General features: G+C 48.9%; 26 protein-coding genes. 10 read left to right on the plus strand and 16 right to left on the minus strand.

All coding sequences use genetic code 11. The features are described 5' to 3' along the window. Positions 1-146 precede the first annotated feature (146 nt). Entirely contained in the window at positions 147-2030 is a 1884-nt protein-coding gene (locus ACO0LM_RS00610; RefSeq protein ID WP_423033317.1) for an AI-2E family transporter, read from the minus strand. A gap of 459 nt (positions 2031-2489) precedes the next feature. Then, entirely contained in the window at positions 2490-4271 is a 1782-nt protein-coding gene (locus ACO0LM_RS00615) for a glycoside hydrolase (protein WP_423033319.1), read from the minus strand. 464 nt (positions 4272-4735) lie between these two features. Here ACO0LM_RS00615 and ACO0LM_RS00620 point away from each other — a divergent pair, with 464 nt between their 5' ends. Then, on the plus strand, positions 4736-5704 hold the full coding sequence (locus ACO0LM_RS00620; protein ID WP_423033321.1) for a bifunctional helix-turn-helix transcriptional regulator/GNAT family N-acetyltransferase: 969 nt from the start codon (positions 4736-4738) through the stop codon (positions 5702-5704). Positions 5705-5788: 84 nt separating this feature from the next. Here ACO0LM_RS00620 and ACO0LM_RS00625 read toward each other — a convergent pair whose 3' ends face one another. Then, positions 5789-7219, minus strand: a complete 1431-nt coding sequence (locus tag ACO0LM_RS00625) for a patatin-like phospholipase family protein (RefSeq protein ID WP_423033323.1) — start codon at positions 7217-7219, stop codon at positions 5789-5791. Positions 7220-7613: 394 nt separating this feature from the next. Here ACO0LM_RS00625 and ACO0LM_RS00630 point away from each other — a divergent pair, with 394 nt between their 5' ends. The 7 genes from ACO0LM_RS00630 (at position 7614) to ACO0LM_RS00660 (ending at position 12635) form a co-directional block, all read left to right on the plus strand. After that, positions 7614-7814, plus strand: coding sequence for a stability determinant (locus ACO0LM_RS00630; protein ID WP_423033325.1), 201 nt, complete (start codon positions 7614-7616; stop codon positions 7812-7814). A 226-nt stretch (positions 7815-8040) separates the two neighbouring features. Next, positions 8041-8616, plus strand: coding sequence for a hypothetical protein (locus ACO0LM_RS00635; protein WP_423033327.1), 576 nt, complete (start codon positions 8041-8043; stop codon positions 8614-8616). Then, complete coding sequence (locus tag ACO0LM_RS00640; protein ID WP_423033329.1) at positions 8613-9899, plus strand: type II secretion system protein GspD; 1287 nt, start codon at positions 8613-8615, stop codon at positions 9897-9899. Before ACO0LM_RS00635 ends, ACO0LM_RS00640 begins: the two co-directional genes overlap by 4 nt. Before the next feature lie 290 nt (positions 9900-10189). Beyond that, complete coding sequence (locus ACO0LM_RS00645) at positions 10190-11485, plus strand: hypothetical protein (RefSeq protein ID WP_423033331.1); 1296 nt, start codon at positions 10190-10192, stop codon at positions 11483-11485. A 104-nt stretch (positions 11486-11589) separates the two neighbouring features. Further along, positions 11590-11799 carry a stability determinant gene (locus ACO0LM_RS00650; RefSeq protein ID WP_423033333.1) on the plus strand — a complete coding sequence of 70 codons (210 nt, stop codon included), beginning with the start codon at positions 11590-11592 and terminating at the stop codon, positions 11797-11799. Continuing rightward, positions 11768-12043 carry a type II toxin-antitoxin system RelE/ParE family toxin gene (locus ACO0LM_RS00655; protein ID WP_423033335.1) on the plus strand — a complete coding sequence of 92 codons (276 nt, stop codon included), beginning with the start codon at positions 11768-11770 and terminating at the stop codon, positions 12041-12043. Before ACO0LM_RS00650 ends, ACO0LM_RS00655 begins: the two co-directional genes overlap by 32 nt. A gap of 244 nt (positions 12044-12287) precedes the next feature. Further along, entirely contained in the window at positions 12288-12635 is a 348-nt protein-coding gene (locus ACO0LM_RS00660; RefSeq protein ID WP_423033337.1) for a hypothetical protein, read from the plus strand. A 234-nt stretch (positions 12636-12869) separates the two neighbouring features. Here the strand turns inward: ACO0LM_RS00660 and ACO0LM_RS00665 are convergent, their stop codons facing one another. The 9 genes from ACO0LM_RS00665 to ACO0LM_RS00705 all read right to left on the minus strand — a co-directional run bounded on the left by ACO0LM_RS00665 (position 12870) and on the right by ACO0LM_RS00705 (position 20523). After that, a complete protein-coding gene (locus ACO0LM_RS00665) occupies positions 12870-13550 on the minus strand; it encodes a phage protease (protein ID WP_423033339.1) in 681 nt (226 codons plus the stop codon). A 12-nt stretch (positions 13551-13562) separates the two neighbouring features. After that, positions 13563-14186 carry a hypothetical protein gene (locus ACO0LM_RS00670; RefSeq protein WP_423033341.1) on the minus strand — a complete coding sequence of 208 codons (624 nt, stop codon included), beginning with the start codon at positions 14184-14186 and terminating at the stop codon, positions 13563-13565. A gap of 28 nt (positions 14187-14214) precedes the next feature. Beyond that, positions 14215-14556, minus strand: coding sequence for a Mor transcription activator family protein (locus tag ACO0LM_RS00675; RefSeq protein ID WP_423033343.1), 342 nt, complete (start codon positions 14554-14556; stop codon positions 14215-14217). A 197-nt stretch (positions 14557-14753) separates the two neighbouring features. Then, complete coding sequence (locus ACO0LM_RS00680) at positions 14754-15386, minus strand: hypothetical protein (RefSeq protein ID WP_423033345.1); 633 nt, start codon at positions 15384-15386, stop codon at positions 14754-14756. Between the two features lie 108 nt (positions 15387-15494). After that, positions 15495-15905, minus strand: coding sequence for a hypothetical protein (locus ACO0LM_RS00685; protein ID WP_423033347.1), 411 nt, complete (start codon positions 15903-15905; stop codon positions 15495-15497). 458 nt (positions 15906-16363) lie between these two features. Continuing rightward, on the minus strand, positions 16364-16747 hold the full coding sequence (locus ACO0LM_RS00690; protein WP_423033349.1) for a hypothetical protein: 384 nt from the start codon (positions 16745-16747) through the stop codon (positions 16364-16366). A gap of 74 nt (positions 16748-16821) precedes the next feature. After that, positions 16822-17928: an AAA family ATPase gene (locus tag ACO0LM_RS00695; protein ID WP_423033351.1), complete on the minus strand. Its 1107-nt coding sequence runs from the start codon at positions 17926-17928 to the stop codon at positions 16822-16824. Between the two features lie 68 nt (positions 17929-17996). Further along, entirely contained in the window at positions 17997-20285 is a 2289-nt protein-coding gene (locus tag ACO0LM_RS00700) for a transposase domain-containing protein (protein WP_423033353.1), read from the minus strand. 31 nt (positions 20286-20316) lie between these two features. Continuing rightward, entirely contained in the window at positions 20317-20523 is a 207-nt protein-coding gene (locus ACO0LM_RS00705; RefSeq protein WP_423033355.1) for a DNA-binding protein, read from the minus strand. A 65-nt stretch (positions 20524-20588) separates the two neighbouring features. Here ACO0LM_RS00705 and ACO0LM_RS00710 point away from each other — a divergent pair, with 65 nt between their 5' ends. Further along, positions 20589-21221, plus strand: coding sequence for a helix-turn-helix domain-containing protein (locus tag ACO0LM_RS00710; RefSeq protein WP_423033357.1), 633 nt, complete (start codon positions 20589-20591; stop codon positions 21219-21221). Positions 21222-22033: 812 nt separating this feature from the next. Here the strand turns inward: ACO0LM_RS00710 and ACO0LM_RS00715 are convergent. Then, positions 22034-22306, minus strand: a complete 273-nt coding sequence (locus ACO0LM_RS00715) for a type II toxin-antitoxin system RelE/ParE family toxin (protein WP_423033359.1) — start codon at positions 22304-22306, stop codon at positions 22034-22036. Next, complete coding sequence (locus tag ACO0LM_RS00720) at positions 22296-22478, minus strand: antitoxin (protein WP_423033361.1); 183 nt, start codon at positions 22476-22478, stop codon at positions 22296-22298. Before ACO0LM_RS00720 ends, ACO0LM_RS00715 begins: the two co-directional genes overlap by 11 nt. A gap of 311 nt (positions 22479-22789) precedes the next feature. On the opposite strand from ACO0LM_RS00720, the gene ACO0LM_RS00725 reads away from it, so the two are divergent. Beyond that, the gene (locus ACO0LM_RS00725; RefSeq protein WP_423033363.1) at positions 22790-23068 is read left to right on the plus strand and encodes a hypothetical protein; all 279 of its coding nucleotides are present in this window, start codon (positions 22790-22792) and stop codon (positions 23066-23068) included. Positions 23069-23143: 75 nt separating this feature from the next. On the opposite strand, the gene ACO0LM_RS00730 is transcribed toward ACO0LM_RS00725, so the two are convergent. Continuing rightward, positions 23144-23419, minus strand: a complete 276-nt coding sequence (locus ACO0LM_RS00730; protein ID WP_423033365.1) for a hypothetical protein — start codon at positions 23417-23419, stop codon at positions 23144-23146. Then, positions 23322-24302 (minus strand): hypothetical protein, encoded by a 981-nt coding sequence (locus tag ACO0LM_RS00735; RefSeq protein WP_423033367.1) that lies wholly within the window; start codon positions 24300-24302, stop codon positions 23322-23324. The genes ACO0LM_RS00730 and ACO0LM_RS00735 overlap by 98 nt, the downstream gene beginning before the upstream one ends. Positions 24303-24345: the final 43 nt, after the last annotated feature.

Raw genomic sequence — 24345 nt, forward strand, 5'->3', positions numbered from 1 at the left:
GAAACGAGTTGAGCCTTTGCCAACGGACATGAGGTGAATTATCATGTTATTGATTAGTCGAATTTTCGTATAAGATTTTCGTATAAGAATGGCCAGGATCTTCACGAATTCATTCAAGTACTAATCAGGCGCTAATCAAGTACTAATCAAGCACTATGCCGGTTGGCCCGGTTTTCACGGTTTGGTGCGACGAATGCCAAGCCTTCTTCAAATGAACGCAACACTATGTCAACGTGCTTGTTGATCATAGACTGATCGGCCTGGTCTTCTTCTGAACGCAGGCGGATGGTGACAATGATTGCGTGTGGCAGGTTGGCACGTAACTCTTGCACTATGGGTATCCAGCTATCCATCATCGAGGCCAGTGGGTAGGTGATAAACACTGTCGATACGAGATTGGCAGTATCTTCGCCAGGGTTTTCCCTGTCATCACCAAATGAGATGCTGCGCGCATCGACCGCTACCTCGCGCAGAGCCATGACAAACAGTTCGCTGAGCAAATCATCACGTTCGCTGGCAAATCCGGCGCATAACACGATAGAGCGCAACGGTACATCCAGTGGGCCCTGCCAGCGTCCCAGGCGTTTTTGGCGTATCTGGCGTAAATGGGCACCCACATTGGCATCCAGCATGGATACCTTGCGCTGTCTTTGCTTCTTCATTGTAGCGCCTGGTACCTGAGCAACCGTCTCTGCAAGGATGGTGATGGTGGCGCGTATGCTGTCCTGTTGCTCTTTTTCTATTGTCCCGTTTTCAAAATCATTCGCGCCGAGGGCAAGGCCAGGCAGCAAGATATGATCGCAATATTTGGCGAAACTGAACTTGCGCAAAAAAGCTTGCGCATCACGCACGATGGCATCCACATCGGCCGCCAGGACGCGATGAAAGAAACGATGGGCCTCATCCACGTTAGGTGCATCGGCAAACAGGATGGTAATCGGCTCCAGCGCACTGACATGTCGGCCAGCAACGACCATGCACAAGGTGAGGGGAGTCGACAGTAAAAGACCGACCGGTCCCCACATCGCACTCCAGAACAGAGCTGACACCATCACCGCCAGTGGCGACAGTCCTGAGCTGTGGCCATACACCTTGGGTTCAATCACGTTTGCTGCGATCAATTCAATCACACCAAAAATGGCCAGACATAAGATCGCCAGCGTCCAGCCCGGATCGATGGCCGCGACAAAAACAGTGATCGCGCCACCAGCAACCAGCGCCCCCAAATAGGGGACAAAACGCAGCAGGCCGCTGAGTGCAGCAAATAAAACTGCATGAGGAACCCCAGCAGCCCACAGTACCAGCCCGATGGTTATGCCAAAGCCGGCATTCACCAAAAATTGTGAAAAGAAAAAGCGGGACACTCCCTCAGTCGCATCGCCCAACGCCTTGATGGTCCTGCTGACATCGCCTTTGCCAGTGAGCCGGATCAGGCGATCTCTGAGTGATTCATGGTCAAGCAGGATAAATACCAGTAGCACCAGCACCAGACCGGTTTCGCCAACCGGGCCTGAGATCGTCGAAATCAGGCGCGTTACTGTCTCGGTTGTGGTCAACTGTGGTGTGCGTATTTCCACAGGTACTGGTTGAATCTGCCCGCTGACGAGTTTTCTTTCGGCATTGGATTTAGGATTGACCTGGGCAGAACTGGCCGGCGTCACTGCCTTCAGCTCTGCCTCCAGACGTGCAAACGGTCGCTCGGTTATTTCCCGCACCGTTTCAAGCTTGGAATGAATCGCGGAGCGGTATTGTGGGAGTTCTTTCGTGACTGCCATCAACTGATAGGTAAGTATCGTACCTGTTCCTGCCACGCCTATACCGACAATCAGGAGCGAGCCAAATGTCGCCGTCAAACGCCCCATGCCAACGCGGCGCATGCCATTGATAAGCGGCGCGATAATCAGGCTAAGGATTAATGCCAGCGCGACAGGTTCCAGGACTTCACGCCCAAAATGCAAAAGCGCAAGTACGCAGGTTACGGTAACAACTGAACCAGAAGTAAGCCGGGGAATGGAAGGGAGACTAAGCATTGGGAGTCCGAAAGTAGTCAGGACGAAGTCGTCTTGATGGGAAGCAAGGATTATACGAAATTAATTACACCCTCTCAGACGTATTTTCTGTCCTATTTTTTGTGCGAGAATTCGTTCTTTACTGCAAGCATCCAATCGTTTTCATTCAAACAGACTGGCTCTTATCCCTTGAAGACCGCAAATAATCTGTTGCATATCGACTACTCATCAAGAAATCATGGCTTGCTTATTTAAGCCAGATGACAGAAGAGATGATTAAGCAATATTGGGAGCATCACTTTGAGCCGAATCCGAACAATCACTTCAAAATAGAGCCCAACCAGGTGCGTTGTTCAGGCGATGCGTATCCGGACTGTCAGTCCGCAACCCAACACCCACCGGCTTTAGCAGGTGGGTGTTTAGTCTGCAGTGCGGTTACCTGACGCCGACCGGGTCGCCCATCCATGGGCACCAGCCGGACTAGTTGACGACGTCGATCCGGTCCGCCTGCACGATGACGCTGGTGGCGTGCGAGTTCTTCAAGCCGGTCACTCGCACCTTGATCGTGTGAGTGCCGGGCGGCAAGGTCGGCGTTGCATAGGTGAGTGTGTTGTCGGTCCGGGTCGCCGCGTACAGATCGACGTCGGTCTCGGCTCCGTTGTCGACCGAGAAGGCGGCGATGCCCTGGTTGCTCGCGCGTGAACCGTACACGCGCGCCTGGGTGCCCGTGAAGGTCAGCGAATAAGTACTGCCGACCAGCGAACTCCAGTGGTTCTGTCCGCTGTACGCACCGGTTTGGTTGCCCGAGCACCAGGTCGCGCCGCAATTGCTGGTCGAATAGGTGAAGGACGAATCGTTGGTCGACGTCGCCGGCGGCGTGTAGTTGGCCCCGGTGACCACCCAAGTGGTCACCGAATTGGGCGGTAACGACGCCACCATGCTGCCGCCGGAGACGGCCACGCTGCCGATATTGGCCACGTTCTGCGTCGAACTGGTCCGATAGCCCTGGGCGCTGGCACCGAGGCTGGTGAAATTGCTCAGCGCGTAGGTGACCGGCACGGTGTTGGCGGTCCAGTTGGTGGTGACGATCGTCAACGTATTGGCGTTGCCGTCGTACGCAGCCAGCGAATTGCCGTCGTTGATGTCGATGAACACCGCGCCCGGCTTGATGTAGCGGGTGTAGTTCGCGTAGATGTAGTAGTTCTTGTTGATCGTATAGCTGTGGCTGGTGTAGTCGATCGTCATCAGGGTAGGCCAGTCCGGCTGCCAGATCGCCCAGGCCAAAGGTTTGAGCTCGCGGATATCTTTGGTCAGTTGCTGCGACAGCGACTTGCCGGTCGTCTCCGCGCTGCCCCACTCGGACATCACCAGGCGCTTGCCGGCCGCCGCCGCCGCGCTCGCCAATTGGCTGCGCTTGCTGCCCGCGTAGCTGTGAGTGTTAATTTCAGTCATCGCCGCCTTGGTCTCCGCCGAGTAGCCGGCGAAAATGCTCACCCCGTTGTCGATGTTGTAGCTGTCCATTGAGGCAACCGTCGTCAGCGGGCTGAACGATGGCAGTAGCGACGCCAGGCTTTGCACGATCACGCCCTGTTGCGCTGGCGTGACGGCGGCGCCTTCCTGCTTGGTGCTACCGAATTTCCACCACGAGGTGTCGGGCTCGTTGGTCGCTTCAATATGGCGGAAGGTGAGGCCGTAGCTGCTGGCGAAGTGGCCGACCACGGTGGCGAGATAACGTGGGAAGCTGTTGGCCCCGGTGCCGGTGTAGGCGTCTGACATATTGCTCGAGGTCGCGTCGGCACTGCCGGTCGAACTGCCGCTGACGGTCATCCACCACGGCGGCGAATTCGATTGCGCCTCCAGGAACACAGCGCCGTTGGCGTACGCCCGTTGCGCGACCCAGCGCTGGTTGGCGTCGGCGTTCCAGTCGAACGCGCCGTTGAGCTGCAACTGGTAGCCGGGCACCGCGTGCGGATAGAGGATCGTGTTGTGGCAAGGACAGTCGCCGCCGCCGATGTTGTAGCGGGCGTAGGTGAGCCCGAGGCCGGTCGGCGGCGGCGCGAACAGGGCGTCGACCAGTGCCGAGCGGGTCGGATCGCTCCAACTGCCAACCCCATTCGCCCACCACGACAGGGTAGTGCCGAATCCCTCGAAGGTCTGGTACTGCGTCTTGGCGTTCACGGTCGCCGTGTACTGGGCCGATGCGGGGTTGGCCACGCTGCCGATCACGGCTACCGCAGCCGCTATTTTTAAAAGATTGGTCACAAACGCTCCTTTGATTTTTGATTTTCTGAGTGCTCGACATGAGCTGCACAACAAAGCGATGGCAAGTTGACATGGTAACGTTGTCATTTGGCGATGACAAACAAGATAACAGAGCGACCAGGCCATCATTTGGGTGAATGGTAACGTTACCATGGTCACGCCGCGGCGGCCATAGTATGGGCAAATATAAATTTAGTGGCGTTTAAGGAGTGTATGTTTTTCGTGCAATTTGAAGCGGCAATGGATTTTTCAACATCATTTATGCAGACCGAAAATTAGCTTTGGTTGGGCGTTGCAATAATTAACCCGAAAATTCAAGCACTCATGAAAACTTTTACCTTTTCGAGGGGACAGGTAGAAATAGTCGCTTGCACAAGTTGTGTTTCGCAACTATATTGATCAATAATTGCTTGCGGGGCGCAACTACCAACTAGCAACTAACATGCAAAAATATGAGATTGCCCATGAACCTTGTCAATCCTTTAACTGAACCACGGGAAACCACCATTCTGGAGTTGCGCGAGTTTTCCCGAAGGCTTGTGCGTGAACTCGGCTTTATGCGGCCGACCCTGGCCGACAGCGGCCTTGCTCCTTCGGCTGTGCATGCCATTCTCGAAATCGGCGCCAGGCCAGGTATGAATGCCAAGGCTTTAGGCAACATCCTGCTATTGGATAAATCGAACACCAGCCGGCAAGTGAGCAAGCTGGAGTCCAGTGGACTGGTCGAACGCAAAGCAGCCAGTGAAGATGCCCGCTCGTCTAACCTGTATTTGACGAGCGCCGGACAAAAGATACGAAAAAAAATCGACCGATACGCAAGCAATCAAGTGTCTGGTGCGCTGAGCCGCATCATTCCAGCCGACCAGCAAGCCCTGGTGCGCTCACTTGCCTTGTATGTTGATGCGCTTGCGCAAAACCAGCAAGTCAGCACAGGTACTGACAATCCTGCGGGCAGGTCTATCCTTGAAGCTTACCAGCCTGGCTGCATTGGCGACATCGCAGGCTTGCATGCCAGGTTTTATTCAAAGCATTGGGGTTTTGGTGCATTCTTCGAGCAAAAGGTGGCAACAGAACTGGCCAGTTTCACAGGCAGCTTGCCGGCAAATGGCAAGGCTTTGTGGACCTATTCAGGCAATGGACGCTCACTGGCTTCTATTGCAATCGATGGCGATGATGAAACAGGCATCGCGCATTTGCGATGGTTCATCGTCGATGATTCATTGCGCGGTTCAGGTATTGGACGTCAACTCATGACGCAAGCGATAAAATACGCCGACGAACGCTTTAACGAAACCTATCTCTGGACATTCAAGGGCCTGGATGTCGCACGCCATTTATATGAATCCTTCGGTTTTCAACTGACCGATGAAGAAGAGGGCGTGCAATGGGGAAACCGCGTCATTGAACAGCGGTTCAGCAGGAAATTGCCATGACGTGAAGCTGAATGGAGCAGGGCGATGCATAAACTTTACAAGCACAGCTATACCACTGCACAGGTTTTACAAGTGCAGCTTGTATTACTCCACCATTTGTTGTTTGAAGGACTGGAGCTTTGATTCTTGCTGCTGAGGAGGTGATGCCTTCTTGAGACTTTCCAGCATGCGCTGAAACTCCGGGGATTGGCGCAGTACTTCACGGCCCGCCGACTGCAATTGTTCAACATAGCTGGGCGCGATCGTAAAGGCGGTTGGCACCTGCAACAACGCACGACGTTGGCGGCTGTCTTTGATGTCTCGCAGGCTGACACTGATGACGTGCATTTCTGCATCGGCGGCAAAGGGGCTGTCTTTTTTGCCGCGATGTTCGATGATTTCACGGTTCCAGCGCGTGACATCATCGTTGAGCATGGCCAGTGTGACCTGGGAATCGCGTGAGCCTACGCCAAACAAGAGCGCATCTGCGACTTGCCCTGTGGTCGGTACCTTGTCATTCTGATCGATTCTTTCTGCCAGATCACGTTCTGAATTTATCGAAATTAACACCACACGCCGTATTGATCCTGGTGGCGCATCGCGAAAATTAGCCTGCACCGATCCGTCGGCAATGGCCCTGTCCAGTAGCATCCTGACACCCAGATTGTCGGTCAATCCACCATCTACCAGATGTAGAAAAGGGCGTTCGGCAGCATTTTTATAACTGTCTTCAGTGGCTTTGATAATGTGTGACCTATAATTGTCTGCACCCAAATTGCCTTTACTGACCCTGGTGGCATCTGGACGCTTAGGGCAATCTTGCGCGTAATTGCGCAGTGTCAGCGGTGTCAGGACAATAGGTACTGCCGATGATGCAGCCGCTGCAAAAGACAGGGGAACACTGTCCAGGTCAGAACAGATCAGGGCGAACTGTTCTGCCGTGAATTCAAACGGCGCACCCGTGGTCAGATCAGTGGCCGTGACAACGAGTTCGGGCGCACGCGGGTTTTTTTGTAAATCGCCGAAAGTCATACCGCGATAGAGTCTGTTCAGTTGTTCGCTTAACACCTGGCTGCGACCATACCAGGGGGAGCGTAGCCTATACATTTGTTTGGGCGAAAACGTGGTTTGTATCAAGCTATCTTCAAAATTGGACAACAAAAACTCGGATTCAAAACGAGTGAACGTGTCGTCACCAAAGGCAGCGTAATACGCCGCCAGAATACTGCCGCCAGAGACACCGCTGATCATGCCCAGCTTGTCGAGTATCGTCGTCGACTGACCTTCCCAGGTGAATTGGGTATCTTTCAGTTCACGCAGCACACCCAAACCAAACGCCGCCGCCCGTGCGCCACCGCCTGACATGGTGACAGCAACCACGATGGATTGGGGTTTTATCGGCTTGCTTTCCAGTGCAAAATTGCTTGGGGTCGTCTTGGCGACTTCATTTTGCCAGGGGTGAAATGTCGAGCAAGCACTTAACAGCGTTGCCAAGCCAAGAACCACGCAGCGTTTCATGTTTGAAAATAATCTCATCTGTATTCTGGTTTAATTCGTTGAATCCTACTGCGCAGTGTGGCCATATTTAATTACGCAGGCGTGAAATGAGCAAATCAGCACCTTACATTACTACCGCCTGTCGAGCGCAAGCCCACAGCCACACTGGTAAGAGGCAGCGTAGCTGGATACAGGTGGCAAAGATGTAAGATTATATAAAGTTTTTTGCAATTTATACCGATGCTGTAGATAAATGTACAAATAATCAGGGATCAACATGGCAGCGTTAATTTCATTTGATCTTCGAAGCGAGGTAAATCGAAGTGCTGGCACAAGTCTAGTGCTCGTTCGACATACTGAGTAAAAATGATTGCGAAAATTTCTTAGCTGCCATTTTCGTTGCCAGTAACGAAAAATATGCTAGCCTTCACACATGACTACCGAACTTTCTCCTATTGTTTCTGAGTTCGCCACAGCCGAAGAGGCTCAGGCGCACGATGCTTGGTTTCGCGCCAAAGTACAAAAATCACTGGATAGCACCAACCCTAGGCGCTACAGCACAGATGAAGTAAGACAGCGTATGCAGGAAATCATCAAGGCAGCGGAAAAGAATGCTTCCAGTAATTTGGCTTGATGAAGCCCTGTAAGACTTGGCTGTAATTACTACGTATATCGCTCAGTGCTCAACGACAGCAGCCAATCATTATTGGCACATCCAGAACGCCCGGAAGGCTGCAATTCATGATGCACGTCGCAGGAAATATTACCGACTTGTTGAGGTCAAAAAAAACACCTGTTGTTAGTAGGCGTTTCAAAGCGTGAGATTTTGGATTACTTAGCTTGCTGCCGGTTGACCTGCGGTGGGACCAAAGTTTGTCCATTCTGCAAAGGAGAGTATCGACCGATTTATAGCCGAATTCAACATCTTTAAAAAAGAGATATTCCCGCTGTACAGCAGCTTCAAGGGTGGTGTAGAGGGGAAATTAGTCAACTCTGATAAGCGGCAAAATACCCTGAGTAATAAGCGGATCTGGATTATTGCAGGCGTGGCCATCATCGGCGGTTTTTTCGCAGCACGCAACAATTGGAAATACTTCAATCCTACGCCGCCGCCCACTGTCGCTGCAAAAACGCCCGCCAAGGCCCCAAATTCGCCCGCAGGCAAGCCAAAACAGTTAGTTGATGGGTTGCCAGACAAAACGGAAAGACCCGCTGTAAGCGAGACGTGGCGCGTAGTAGGGCGCTTTAGTGCTAACGATAGGTATTGGCGTGTGCTGTCCGACAATACCGGGCGTGTCCGCCTTGTATCGCCGTCACTGATTACTGGTGACGGCATGCTGGCCACCGGCACCATTGACGGTTCGACGGTGAGTGTCTGGACAGGCACCATCAGCGAACGTATGAAAGATGGGCCAAAACTACCGGACATCAAATGATGAAAAAATTTATTCCTCTGCTTCTGCTGTGCGCTGGCCAGCTTGCTCATGCTGAAAAGCTGCTGACGCCTGCAGGAGCGTTGCCGTCGTCAAAAGCTGCGCAAGCGGCCAGTTTCAATTTCCAGTTCGTGAACGTCGCCCAGGTCGTCAACCTGATTTTCGGTGAAGCGCTGAAAACACCGTATGTGCTGGACCCTGAAGTATTGACAGATGTCCGCTCTGTGTCGTTTCGGTATGAGTCAGAGAAGGGCGACTTGAAACCGTTTTTGATCAACTTTTTAGAGTCGCTTGGTTTCTCCGTCCAAGATCGTGCAGGCGTCCAATACGTGTTCAAGAAAAAATTGGAAGACAAAAAACTAGATCGGCTTGACCCAGACAAGGAAATTTTCGTGTATGTGCCGCTGTATCGTGAAGTTGGATACCTGTCCCGGCTGATTGCGCCATTGTTTCAAGGGTCGTTCACCACTAACAAAACGGTTCAGGCTCCGCAGGGTGCCAAGGTAGACCACCAAGTCCCGGAAGGTTCGGCCGCTGCCGCCATTGATCAAACCGCCGATGCTTTGATTTTCTCCGGCTCTCCTCGTGAAGTCGCTTCGCTTAAAAAGGTGTTGGCGCAGGTTGATACACGACAAGGTGAAGTGATGGTGAAGGGCGTCTTGTATGAAGTGTCAACGACCGACAGAGACGGTTCTGCCCTGTCTCTTGCATTGAATTTGCTTGGCGGAAAATTCAGCCTGTCGCTTGGTGACGGCAAGGCACTGGATTCGTTCGTGAAATTCAAGAACAACACCATTGACGGCGTGTACTCGGCACTGGCGTCTGATACGCGATTCAAGGTTGTTTCAACGCCGTCTATCCGTGTTCGATCTGGTGCAACCGGTTCGTTTAGCGTTGGGGAAGATGTGCCTATCCTTGGCGCTGTGACTTACCCAGGTAATGGACTGGCTCCGGTGCAATCCGTTGAATACAAGCCTAGTGGTGTCATTTTCAATGTCACGCCCAAAGTGTTTGAAAACACTATCGATGTCAAAGTTACCCAGCAAATATCAAATTTCGTTGCGACTGAAACCGGTGTCAACAATTCACCGACTTTGATTAAACGGGAGGTGAAAACTGACCTGACATTGACAGATGGGGACGTGGTTGTCTTCGGTGGCCTGGCTGAAAACAAGGATTCTGGCGGAAATTCCGGTTTATCGTTTTTCCCGACATGGGCGAAATCCAAGTCAGTTTCCACAAGTAAGAAGGAAATCCTGTTAGTGCTTCAGTTGCAGAAAATGTGACAATTACACTTGCCTATGTCAACTTAATGTATGTGCAGCAATTTCTGTTGGGTTGGCTCTCGGTTAATTGCCCTCGCGATCTGGTCGTAGATTTACGCACAACGGGCCATCACAGAAGAACGCCACTTGTCAGCTATAGATTCAGAATACTTGACATATATGAAAGATATCCCGTATCGTTTCGTTTCTTGTCTTATTTAAAGTTACTCGTAACGTTTATATAGATGACACTCGAAGAATGTCTTACTTGATATGGCGCAAAAGGCGTCATCCATTGCAACGGAGCCCCTATGCGGACCCATGTCGACCAGCAGATCAAGTCCCAGAGCGACACACAAAAAAACGGCAAGAACACCTTGCAATTCTCAGACAAACGGCCCGAAATGGCCGCCTTGAAACAGCTGCAAGCGCTCGCTGATACTAGCTCGGTTGGCTCGCAAATGCGTGCTTATCAAGCCCTGGCAGATGCCAGCCCACGAACGCTTAACGCGGCCCGCTTCAGCGCCAATCCAAGAGCTTCCGTCAATCGAGAAGCGATGGAAGAGAATGACTCCGTGCAAGGCGAATTTCGCCCCGTGCAGCGCATGATGGCGAAAGACGAGCCGCCTCCGCAAGATAACGTCGCGCCGGAGAAAGATCAAATAAGCGGAACAGGGATCCCGTTAAAAGAGGGGGGCGAATCGAGCGGTGATGTCCTCACTAAACCAAGTACCAAAGGGGAACGCCCAGGCACCTACATTACACATCAGACAGCGCCATTCCAAGGTCCTGAGGGTAAGCCGATTGATCTCGCGAAACGTATGGAAGCGAGACTAAATTTAAAGGACCCGATCAGAGGAGCAGCTACAGACAGCGAAGACAAGTTAAAAGGTATTTTAATGCCCAACCGTGTTAGGGGACATCTTCTCAGTCATGATTTGGGAGGATTCGGGGTGCCTGAAAATTTATATCCTATTACAACAGAAGCAAATTTAAATCACTACGGTACAGTTGAAAAACTGGTTGAAAATGCTCTTTTTAATCCGGAGGAAGGCTACGAGGACTGTAATGTTTATTATTCCGTTGATGTTATCGGAGCACGTGAGCTAGAGAATGAGGCGATTTTTTTATGTAATGCACACTACATAAACAAATGGGGCCAAAGGCAAAATATTATTGACCCTGGTACAAAGATTGTCTCGAAATCTTCTAATTATGGGAAAAGAACCTTAATTCCTAATCCGACTGTTCCGGATTCTTGGAGTCACAAGTGTTTTTTTAACAATGGCAAGTCTAAAGTAGAAATTTATGGTGATGGCAGCATGTGCTCTTTATGGAACACAGATAAGCATGGCAAGTGGGAGGACTACCCATACTCGAAGCCGAATATTTCCGAATATAATAACGAACTAGAAAAATCATCTCCTGAAGCGCATAAATTTTTACTGGAAAATAAGTTTTTACTGAAAAATAAAGGAGGTTGGAAAAATTCAAAAGAAAATGGCAAAATCAACGTGATTGATTCGGAGTTAAGTGATTTGGTGGGAAATGATATGGAGTTGAAAATGGATAAACCAGAAGAGAAAGATAATCTCCCCGGAAATTAATCGTAAGCGTCCAACCCAATACTGACGAAATTGATTGAGGCGCAATTTAATTGGGACAATTCTCATTTCGTTACTAGTAACGAAAAATATGCTAATCTTGATACATGACTACCGAACTTTCTCCTATTGTTTCTGAGTTCGCCACAGCCGAAGAGGCTCAGGCTTACGAAGCTTGGAAACGTGCCAAAATTGAAAAATCCATGGCCGATACCCGGCCAGGAACTCCCCATGACCAAGTGATGGCAAGAGCACAAGCCATCATTGACGCAAAACAAAAAAAACATGCTGAATCTTCATTGGTCAATCCAAGCTGAAGACGATCTCATAGCGATCGTTGACTATATCTCTGACCATAGTTTAATAGCAGCGCAACGGCTCAAAGATGACATTGAGTTTGCTGCCTCTCAAATTCCAGATCACCCATATTTGTACAGAACCGGCTCAGTTCGTGGCACCAGAGAACTGGTTGTTAGCCCGAATTATGTCGTGGTCTACCGTGTTACTTCCGATGCCATAGATATTCTTGCCGTCATCCATACACGCCAGTCCTACCCGTAGCGCAAAAGCGGCCAGGTGCAGCCTGGCAAAATATCCAGCCTGTTGGACACTAAGGAAAAGCCCGTTACAGAATCGGAGACGTGGAGGTATAGGCAGCAGCCTGCCGACTACCTGGATTTTTAGCGGGCATGCCGTGATCTAATGCAGGGGGCATTGATCACAAACAAGTGGCACCATCATGCAAGCCACCTAGACCATCAAATTCTTGTATCATCTGCAATTTACTTGCTCCTGATACAACGACATGCAGTTAGAGCTTTTTCCGTTTGAATCGTTGACCGTATCCGAAAAACAACATATTTACGAAATAATTTCTCGCCATTATTGGTTCATTCGAAACTGCCGGAAGACGGCAATTCATGATGCCAAACGCAGGAGATTTTATCGATTAATTGAGGCGCAAAAAAAACGCCTGTTGTTAGCAGGCGTTTCAAAAAGGGAAATTCTGGATTACTTAGCTTGCTGCCGTTTGACCTGTGGTCGTAAAAAACAATGTCCGTTTTGCAAGGGAGAGTATCGGCCGATATACCAAAGACTTCAGCATTTGTTGCTGCCAAACGAGCAGAAAAATAATGAACATAATTTCGCATAATTTATATTATGTCAAATGGGTGCTAATGCAAGAATGGGGTGTTTTGTGAAACTTGTCAAAGTTTACTGACGGGCCGAAATTGGTTTGACACTCATCCGGAATTGATTTGATATTTCCGCTATTGATTCGATATAAAACAAAGGCCGCGAAAATTGCGGCCTTTTCTTCTAACTATCCGTGGTGCTCGTGGCGCTCTGTTCTTACTGGCACTCGATGGCACTCTATCCTATAGCCTTAACTGAACATTTCAGGGAAATTCTGTTGGAACACTTCAAGGCTTCTTCCTTGCATTTCGGTCTTGATTTTTGGTTTCTTATCTTCGCCTTTAGGCGGATTAAGAGTTCCATTGCTGAGTGCCGCTGTGAATTCAGGGACCGTTTTCCCAGTCATTCGTGCCAAGTTCAGAATATCTTTATCCGTTAAAGCTGCAACCTGCAACAGGTTTTCTTGTGTCAACGCTACGCTACTGAGGTCAGTTAGTTGTGGTAACGCAGGTGTATTGGTTAGTGCAATACTGACAAGGGATTGCACTTCATAGGTATCTTTTGAATAGGTAAATACCGGTGAAATAAAACGATACTCGTTCGTCACGATCATGGCTTTTGCTGCTGCTGTCCATTCTGCTGCTTGGACGTACAAGCCATCCGGTTTCCATACAAGGGTGTTAAACCACCCTGCTGCTGGCGATTGCTGGCCGGACAGGCTCTGATGTTCGTAATCAATCAAGTAGTCCTGATTACGGCTGGCAGCTTCTGCCGCAAGGCGCTGGCCTGTGGTTTCGCTCAAGTTCCAGTATTGATCCTGTCCAGGTCTGCCATCGACAGCTTTAAAGCGGCCAGCAGGCAGAATACGAAATTCTTTGCTAAGGGTAAGCGGTTGTGTCAGTGCCGATGCGCACATGGTTAAATGAGTCATTGTGTGTCCCCGTTAAACACTGAGTGAGCTAATTTGACTATCAATAGCGCTACGCTGACTAACAAGGTCACTAAGGCGCGTGTCAATGCGCTCAATTTCTAATGTTCGCTCGGCAATTGGCGTGCCTATCTTGTTTAAATCTTTGTCTTCATGGCTTATCTGCATTGCATCAAAATACGCGCCAATTTTGGCCTTGATAAGATCACCAAAGAAAAATAGCAAGGGTATATCTGTCGTTTCAAATAATCCCACGTCTGGAATGACCAGCTTTGGATGCGACATAGGGAACACCTTTCGCAAAGTATCCCCTGCACTTAAATCAGCAGCTTCGTCGTAATTCAACGCTGCCGGGGATTTTTGAATGGTATAGGGGTCACGATTTGGGTAGAGGAACTGACGCAAGTTGCGTACCCATTGGCCATCCTGTAAGAATAATGACGCTCTCGCATCTACATAGTCCATCAGCGCCTGTTTTACATCAGAAATTGGCACTGGCTGCGCTTTCAGTTCTTTTTTCTTTTGAGTCAACGCCCTTTCTTCTGCAATGATGGCTTCGCGCTGTTCACGCAGGGCGGCAAGTGAGTTTTTAACGATTTCAACTGCTGCAAGCGAGTCGTTCATATCAGTTTGTATCATGTCAATTCCTAGATTGAATGGTTTTTGTTTAATGGGCTGCGCTCATGTCGGTTGTCTTCAAGACCTCCCAAACCCAACGATCTGACATATCAAAGTCGTTGGCAATTTCATTGACTGACTGGCCTTGGTTATAGGCTTCTACAATGCGGCGATTACGCAGCATTCTTCTATGTTCCTGGTCTCGCGGGATATAGATTCGTTCACCACCAAAATGGGAAATCAACTTATCTGTGGCTTCACTGCCGATGGCCTGACTGAAAAGGGCGCTTGTCTTTTCACCTCGGCCTTTGCTGGCTTTCGGGATTTCAAACGTACATCCGGCCAAGTTTTTTGCCTGCATCAGTTTGGATGCAGCGTCTGCGCCTATCACGTTGATAAGCAGCGCCCTTGTTTCATGTCGATTGCAAGTCATAATTCTCTCTTTCAGTACTGGTAGACAGTCGATGAGAGAATTGTCCCTGATGGCACTCAGGGGCATAACTGGAAGTAGTTCAGGAGGGATTTTGGTGTAGTGGCCTCTCATTTGAAGCCATTTCGAGTTCAGGTGATCATTCGAATGATGGAAGGTTAGTCCGCTGTATTTTCCTGCTCGATGAATTGAAGAAGATTCTTGAGGTTGGCTTCTTTTCGGGCCATAGTCCGAACATGGGGATGATAGGTCTGCTGATCATGGCTCCAGTCAAAGTACAGTCCGGTATTTGGGGCTAAGAGCTCCTTCGCTGTTGACTCACTTAAAGATAGGCGAATGGTCATCAATTCGGTTGGCTTGTGCTCTCCGCCCCCCTTTGCATAGACGGAAAGAGTGTAAGCTCCAGCAAGAAAGGAAAAAATCGCTCCATCGTCCGGCAGCAAAAAATGATGGGCAAGCGTAACACCTTCTTGTGGGACGAAGAGGCCACTACCTCTGTCAAGGGCGCCTTTTTCGCCACAAACCCAAACGTTGAAGTTCTGCTTGGTCCCATTGCGCTGAAGAGAGAGGTAGAGGCTCTCCAGGGCATAGCCTCGCTTGGCAGTGCTGTAGAGCAATGTACGTAAATAAACCTTGTTCCGTCCATCGAAACTTGGCCCGTCTGGGCCAAAGTACACTGTGGTGGGCTGAGTCATTACAAGACGTCCCTTGTGAAAAAATGTCAGCCATGCTGTTATGGCTGATACGCAAAGTGCGAGACAGGCGATTGCGAAGGTGAACCATGTAAGCATACGGCGCTCCCTAAGCCTAAGTTATAACGACTCGTGTTAGAAATTGGTCTTGATCACATTAATTACAAATGAAATGCTTGGCTTAGGTGCCATTTGATTTCACTACTTTCATTCATCTTCACCCTTGAACCCGAGAGCTTTATTGATCTTATACACTCTCTTTGCGGCTTCCTCATACTCAGTGGTGTTTGAATAGCCTATCAGGTTTGTTGCCGCTATTTCTGGGTTTTGGCCTTTCATATGTAGCCACCAGATATACCAAGAAGGCAACTCTGTCAGGCAAGCGGAAAGGTCTGCCGAATGGCGTCGATTTGTTAGAATACGTTTACGGAAGAGCTCCTTCATCTCATCATTTAAGCCGTCCGCGTTCACAACCTGAGCATAAAAAATGAAATCAGCAAAGACTTTTATGCGAAGTTCACGGTATTGAAGTATTGGCCCCATCCAAAATGTTGTCATAAAGTAACCTGCGATACCGGAGAGGATGCCAATCAGCACAGCCAATAACTTTTCATCCATACGTATAATCTCCGTTGGTAGCGTAGCGGGAATTTCAAATTGTATCGTATTGTTTACCTAAGCGAGTTGTCAGTATTGAATCTATTTCGCATTGTCGCTTTTGCTGAACACAATCTCTAAGATATCTCGAATCTAAAGTAAATAGTAGTAAAATTGAATGCTGTGTAGCACGCATAAACGGCATCGTCTGGGACGTAATGGTTAGGGAAAGTAAACATTAGCCAGCCGTTGCTACACACTACCCCGACATTCGTTTGCTTACCTCAATAAGAACATCAACAGCAGGGGCGTTAAACCCTCGTTAAAAACTACCGAAACCTTCCAGACATAGAAAGTTACCAGTAGGGAATAAAAACGCCTTGTGGCACATTTAAGCAATTTTTCTGTCCAGTGCTTATTCCAACAGGAAAGCAAAGACCGCTGTTGCCAGCGGTTTTTTAGTGCGTGTCGTTAATTGGCTATGGCTTCTGCACTGAGACCAGTCTGAGCGCTGTCCGTGTTGGTCGGGTTTGATTTATATCAGTCGCATTGCTTACAGCGTCTAGCAAATGCCTCAGTTCTGCGATGGTCGCTTCATCGTTGGGTGGCGTTGAGTGCGCCATTGCTCCCTGTTCGCGCCCTTCTTCCATTGCGCGTATATGTTGATACGTGCCATCAAGAAATTTGGCGTTGATTTCGCACATGCTGCGCCCTAGATGATGCAAGGCCGCGCCGATTCCATCCAGCACATCAGGGTAAGCTTCTTCATGGCTAAATCTAAGTAACTGCCCAATAGCAGCCACACCAGAACCGAGGTCACGCACGTCATTGAATAACATTTCACATTGGCTTGCAGGTTTCATAATTTCAACTCCTTCTACTGGCAATCAGCGTCTATATGAATTAACTTGATACGACTATTTCTGGCTGGCATGGCTTATCCTTTTGATAGGGCAGCTAAGGTGTCCGCGCTGATTTCATCAAATGAGCCTAGGGATGCTTTAAATGTGCCAATCAGTTTATGCAGGCCGCCGCCTCCCCTGACGAGTTTATGGCAAATCTCCCTCTCTTTTTTGCCGGAAACGCCCCATGCGCGAATCAGGTCATCAATATCATCCTCACTGGCACCTTTGATTTCTACCCGCCAAGGACTCATACGTCCAAGAATCTGGAAAGCATTCTCTTTGTTCAGCCGCCTGTAAATTTCATTGTTGCCGATCAGGGCAACGCCAAAAGCCTTGGCATCCACAAAGCTGCGTAGTGTATTAATCATGGCTATGCCATTGGCGTTCTTGGCATCTGCCATTTGCTGTGCCTCATCAATAACTAGCACCCCTCCCCGCCCCTGTGTTGCGCTCATGATGTCGTCAAAAACGCGGCTTTCGCTACGGTTTTCGTGGACTGAGCCTATACACTCACGCGAAATCAATTCAAGCAGTGCTTTGGTGGTGCTGTGGGACGGTTTCAGCGTCACTTTCCAGACCGGGCATTCAAAGCCTTCTGCCTTGCGTATTCTGGCAAGGTATTCTTCAACGCCTTCACTTTTGCCGCTGCCGGAAGGCGCAGAGATATCGACAATGACGGAAAATTCACGCGCTCGGCTGATGGCCGCCGTTACTTCACGAATGACGCTGGTTTCAATGCGGCCAGGCTCCCTGCGTCGTTGCGTGGTGCGCTCCTGGTCAATTTCCAGAAAACGTTGTGCCAATGCCGTTTCGATCAGGTTTGCCTGACAATCATCCCCTATCCTTCGTGCCATCCTAAAATGCGTGAAATCCTTCGCCCATGCGCTGATATGCTCAACCTCTAAGCCTGTTTCATTGGCAATGCGCGTAACAGAAAACCCCCTTGATATTTCATCTGCCAGCCGATTTTTTAACGATTCCCAGTGGTCAAATTCCTGCTTGAGCAAGGTTTCGGCTTCTGCCTCTTCCAATTGCCCGTATTTTTCATCTATCCAGTTCAGCATGTGCTGTCTGGCGTGATGGTCAGTTGTGTGACCGTTAAATCCGTTGTTTACAGCTTTTCTCAATTCGCTTAACATATGGCTCCTAGCGTTAAATAATGCTGCGTAAAGGGATGCGCCCCGTTACGCAGTTTGGTTTTTGGTGTTTAGCCTGCCTTGAGGTGGGCTAAATCCTTCTCCAGCTTCCTCTTCCTCAATTCTTCCAGCCTCGCATTTCTTGCCTCGGTTTCTTTCTGCTCCTCTGCCATTTTGTCGATTTTCTCTAGGTCTTTACGTTGATAAATCTGACCTGTTTTGGTGCTGACAAGTTGGTTTTTGTTGCCTGCCACTGGTTGTAATGCAGGCGGCAACTCCTCGACGGTCTGCACTTTGGTGGACGGTGCAATGACGGTATCAGCGCCGGAAGCAATCGGCGGCAGGCTCAGTGATGCGCCATTTTCTAGCTGTGGCAACTCAATTCCTGCCTTTGCCTTCATCGTTTTGATGAAATTGGCGCGTGGTTTCAAGTATTCCCCTTTGTCTGTCATGTGTTTTCTGACCAATTCCCCCTCATGGTCATTGAATGGAATGCTGCCTATAGGTGCGGCATCACAAATGAACTCATCCCCGCAGTAAACTGAAATCGATGCTTCTGGATTGCCCCACTCGTAATGCACGTTAAAATGCCGTTCTCGCTTTGCAGGCGGCAAGTTCGATAAGGCTTCATGCCAATAGCGACGGGCTAAATAACCCTCAATGGCAAAGCGTATCGTTGCATCTTTCTTATCCAGTTTCAGCGATTTAACACCCATGCGGCAACGGCGAATTTCTGACACTGTGGGCTGGCGAACGGTCGCAACCTTGGCAAGTTCTTCATAAACTTGCAATACCGTTTTTCCGTTCATGCCTTGGCCGCGATGACCTCCGAAATCTCCTTTTTCGTACTGGGTAATGACTTCGATCAGCTTGGCCGCGTAGACATCAATGGAAACGGCGCGGTTTTTATCAAAATCTTCGGGCTTCGCTAATGGATTGTGGCCGCAATAAGCCCCTATAAAATCGGGCGCTCTGTCGCAATTGTCGCCAATCACGTTCCACCATGATTCAATAGATTTGCCGCGCCCCTGGCCGGGCTTTGACCATTTCACCTTAACATCCATTGCAGTCAAGATGCCTTGCGCTTCCTCAGTGTTATATTTGAAGCGGTAGCGGGTGCGCTGGTGTCCGGTGAATGCCTTATTGGCATACTCGCGGCCATTGTCCAGATTGAAATACTTTGGAACGGCATTTGCTCTGCTCAAGGCTGAACCATAGGCACCAAGTACCGCCTCAGCATCAGGGGCGTGACAAACGCGAATGGACAAAACCCGCCGTGTCCTGACTTCACGAATCGCAATAACAAATGGCCGGTTGATTGTGCCATCTGGCCAGACACACCACACGTCAGCTTTGCGCCCGTCTGAATCCCACATTTCATGCAGTGCCAATGACGAATAATCACGTTCGGCAGTGGGGAAACTGCGTTCTAGTTGCTCACGTGTGTTAAACACCCATGCCGGTTCTTCCTTCAATCGCTTTGCAATCGTGTCTTCGTTTGGCAATACCCAGCCCTTACCTACGCCCTCTTTTAACGTTGCACGAATCAGCACTCTTAAATTACTGGCAGGAGATTTGATTTTTAACGCTAATAAGAACTCGTATGCCGCTGGCGTAAATTCCGCCCTTTTGCGTCCGCCGTGGTAATCAGGGCATAGCAATGGTTCCCAGTGTTGACGTGGATGACCTTTGATGTAGTCAAGGTAACGCCGTAATGTCGCACGAGAAGCCCCATGACTGGATTCGATGGCTTTTTCGGCAAAACCAATGCTAACGCCGGTTTCCAATAGCTCAAGGTACGCAAGCACGACTAATAAAGCGTTCCTGGCTTTTTCTTTGAAGTTGCTGCCCTTGCGTTCGTAACGCTCCCATAGCTGATTGTATTCATCGTTTGGAAGTGCCGATTTAGGGGCCAACTCAGCCACATTGTATGTAGTGGCGTTGTCTAAGATTTTTGTCGCCTTATGCTTGATGTAGGTCTTTTGGGCTGTTTTGGACAGACTGGATAAGGGGATTAGCCAGCCCTCGCCGCCGTTTAGTGTTTCTTTCTTCGCGTTTAGGTAGGTGCCATTATTGCAGCGCTTTCTAATCGCCCGTTCCGTCACACTTTCCAGTTGTGCAACTTCCACAATTGTCAAAGAGTGCGCCACGAGTTCCGACCGTTCTTCTGACTTTGGCTGGAACTGATTTTCTTCAAGAATTGACGAAACCCCTTTATTCATGCGGCCTTGCGTAAGATCGGAACTCAAATTCTGAGTATGCTGTGATAGTTCCGACCTATTTTTAGAAAGGTCGGAACTATTTTTCCGCGTTTGGGGAGAAACGCACTTACCTTTTGCGGAGTTTTTTGAATTCAGCATGATGGGAACCTTTGTATTCATAGTTACAAAATTACTCGACGATTTCCCCATGTTTTAAGCCAAGTAATACTGCTGCTTTGTGACTTGCACCAATGCGACCAGTAGTGCGGCCTCGTAATAAGGAATGCACTACGGAAGGTGCTATATTGTTTGCAATTGCCCAACTACGAACACTGACACCTTTGTTGGAAAATTCAGAAAGTACCTGTTCGCAAGTCTTCAATGATTCGTTTTGCATACATTCTCCTGTTAGAATACGTTAATAAGAACTTCAAATGTTCCCATTTGAGATATTGAACTCAAATGAGAACAAAGTCAACAGGGATTGTTATGAAAGATTTTGGGAAGCGACTGAAGGAAGAGCGGGAAAGATTGGGAATGACGCAAGAAGCGTTTGCAAAAGCTTGTGGCGTTGGCAGAACGGCACAATTTAACTATGAACGCGAGGAGCGCGAACCTTCCTCAAAATATCTGAATGCTGTCAATGAAATTGGCGGGGATTCTAACTATGTAATGTCTGGATTCAGACGCACTGAAGAGTGGATTTATGCACGCGGGTACAAGGCCGTCCTGTATGCCGTTGAAAGAATGCTAGGGCTACAAGAGGGCGAGATTGAAAGAATCGCCATATTAGATGTCGAGAACATGCGAAAACTTCACTTTAGCCCTGACAATCACGAAATTATCAGCACTGTTGCTTTTCAAGAAGCGGTTATTGAGTGGCTAAAAACTGCAAAAAATCCAGACATGATTGTTGATTTCGACCTTGTTATATCGGTACTTGCGCAGATTGATGAAACCGCGAAATCGTTGGGCGTAACAATCTCGCCAGGCAAAAAAACAAGCGTCGCTTCAATCCTCTACCGCTCGGCTAAAAAGAATGCCCCCCTCGACAAATTGGTCATAGAAGAAACCGTTAAATTAGGTGCATCCTAACAACGAATTATCAGGTTCTGGTTAGCGGTGCAAAACCATTTGCAAATTCTTTGACCCCGACAGCAAAAAAGGCGTTACCAGTTTCATCCGGTAACGCCTTTTTGTTGCTTCTATCAGTAATTGGTTAGAAACTTCTGTTAGCTGCTCGTTAACTTCCATTTTTGTATCAAACCTTTAACATAAATCGTCAATTTTGATGATTTTGTTTCAGAGCCAAATTTTAAGCCAATCCGGCCAAAAGCCGCGCCACAATTGACTTTCCTCGCTTTGCCTCACATCTTCCCAATGTCTCAATTCAATGACTCCCCCTCAGTGGACAATCTTTTCCCCTTTTGCATTTCAACCGGCAGCACGCTAAGTAATCCAGAATTTCCCTTTTTGAAACTCCTGCTAATCGCAGGAGTTTTTTTTCGGCTTCAACTAATCTGTAAAATCGTCGTCGCCTTGCGTCATGGATTGGTGTCTTCCTGCAGTCCCGAATGAACCAATAATGCTGCCTTATCCGGGAAAATATTTGTTGTTTTTCGGCTACGGATAAAACGTCAAACGGAAAAAGCTCTAACTGCATGTCGTTGTATCAAGTGCAAGTAAATTGCAGATGATACAAGAATTTGATGGCTTAGGTGTCTTGCATGATGGTGCCACTTGTTTGTGATCAATGCCCCCTGCATTACATCACGGCATGCCCGCTAAAAATCCAGGTAGTCGGCAGGCTGCTGCCTATACCTCCACGTCTCTAATTCCGTAACGGGTTCTTCCTCAGTGTCCACAAGGCTGGATATTTTGCCCAGCTTAGCTGGGCCGCTTGTGCGTTACGGGTATTCTTGGCGCGTATGCAGAACGGTAAGTATCTGGATAGATTCCAGCGATACGCGATAAACAACCAGGTAGTTAGGATGAACGACTATTTCCCGCGTGCCCGGTACTCTGCCACGGCGGTACAAATACGGATGTTCAGGAAGGCAAGACGTTGCGTGCTCGATTTCGTCACCGAGTTCCAACGCTGCAGAGAAATTTTTTGCCGCTATGTAGTCGAGAATCTCAAATAAGGCTTCGCGGGCTTCTGGTCGCCATTCAACCAGCATTGCGCTTAGATTCTAGCAATTTGCGCATCTCAGCCATAACTTGGTCATGGGGAATGCCAGGCCGTGGGTCGTCAATCGATTTTTGCACCTTGGCACGAAACCATGCATCATAAGACGCGGCTTCTTCAGCAGTGGCAAATTCAGATTCTATGGGTGAAAGTACGGTAGTCATGCGTCAAGGTTAGCATAATTTTCGTGATGCGTAACAGAAATGCAAAAAAACACACCTTGCATATATATATGCTGCACGTAAGAAACGTATTAAAAATGCTGTTTTATCAAAAATTACATGCCGCAAGGCAATAAAAACGGGGGGACTCACTAAAATACAACATTTAAAACAGCAATCCGCTAGAAATACTGTATTGAAACACAGTATTTCTAGCGAATTTTCAAAAACACCGATATGATTTTGGCGCAGGACAATCGAAAGCTTACCAGGCAGATTGAAATGCATTGTTCTTACTTAACCGGAGCTGAATTATGTCACAAAATTTATTTATTTCCTACGATCTTATGTCGCCAGGTCAGGATTACAACAGTGTTCAAGAGGCGATCAAAAGATTAGGCCCATGGGTCAAATTCCAATATTCGATGTTTTATGTTAACACTAAATTGAGCGTAGACGAAGCTTACAATTTTGTACGTTTGCATTTAGATCCAAACGATAAACTTGCGGTCATTCAAGCTCACGGAGGCATGGTTGATCATTGCGATCAACCCGTCATAGATGCAGTAAATGAGATTTGGTTTACGCCTTAATTTGCAAACATCAAACTACCCAAGGAATTCCTTGGGCTAGTTTTATGTATTAAACGGCGGATAGCACGTAATGCGTCACATTTTCTGCAACTGGAGCACTAGCAGGATTTCTTTCTTGCTTGTAGATACCGACTTAGACTTTGCCCACGCCGGGAAAAAAGATAGTCCAGAATTGCCGCCTGAATCCTTGTTTTCGGCCAGGCCACCAAACACCACCACATCACCATCCGTTAATGTCAGATCAGTTTTCACCTCACGTTTTATGAGCGTCGGTGAGTTGTTGACGCCGGTTTCCGTTGCAACGAAGTTTGATATTTGCTGGGTGACTTTGACATCGATGGCATTTTTCAAACACTTTGGGCGTCACGTTAAAAACAACGCCGCTTGGCTTGTACTCAACGGATTGCACCGGAGCAAGTCCGTTACCTGGGTAAGTTACGGCACCAAGAATAGGCACATCTTCCCCGACACTAAAAGAGCCAGTTGCACCAAATCGAACACGGATAGACAGCGTTGACACAACCTTGAACCGCGTATCAGAGTACACGCCATCAATGGTGTTGTTCTTAAATTTCACGAACGAATCCAGCGCCTTGCCGTCACCAAGCGACAGGCTAAATTTTCCGCCAAGCAGATTCAATGCAAGAGACAGGGCAGAACCGTCTCTGTCGGTCGTTGACACTTCATACAAGACGCCCTTCACCATCACTTCACCTTGTCGTGTATCCACCTGCGCCAACACCTTTTTAAGCGAGGCGACTTCACGCGGAGAGCCGGAGAAAATCAAAGCATCGGCGGTTTGATCAATGGCTGCAGCGGCAGACCCTTCCGGGACTTGGTGGTCTACCTTGGCACCCTGCGGAGTCTGAACCATTTTGTTAGTGGTGAATGACCCTTGAAAGAGTGGCGCAATCAATCGGGAGAGGTATCCAACTTCACGATACAGCGGCACGTACACGAAAATTTCCGTGTCAGGGTCAAGTCGATCTGGTTTTTTGTCTTCCAATCCCTCTTTGACGCCCTCCTCCGTCCCAACTGCGTAGACAAACATGTTATCCCCGCTCGCCGCGCTGTTGCGGTCGCTGACGTACATCGACTGCGGCGTCATGCTGTAGAGAGGCACCATCGAAAATCCACCAGTGACGATCTGTGCCTCCCGTTCCTTCGGTAGCGCGATGAGGCCCAATTTTCTTGTTCCCTCACGTACTGTTGCGATTTCCAGGGTCTGCCACAAGGCTCGCACCTTTGTGGGTGTAGGTGTGCAAATTGACGCGGAC

It is taken from the genome of Undibacterium sp. Di26W (assembly GCF_049340265.1).
Lineage (GTDB): Bacteria > Pseudomonadota > Gammaproteobacteria > Burkholderiales > Burkholderiaceae_D > Undibacterium.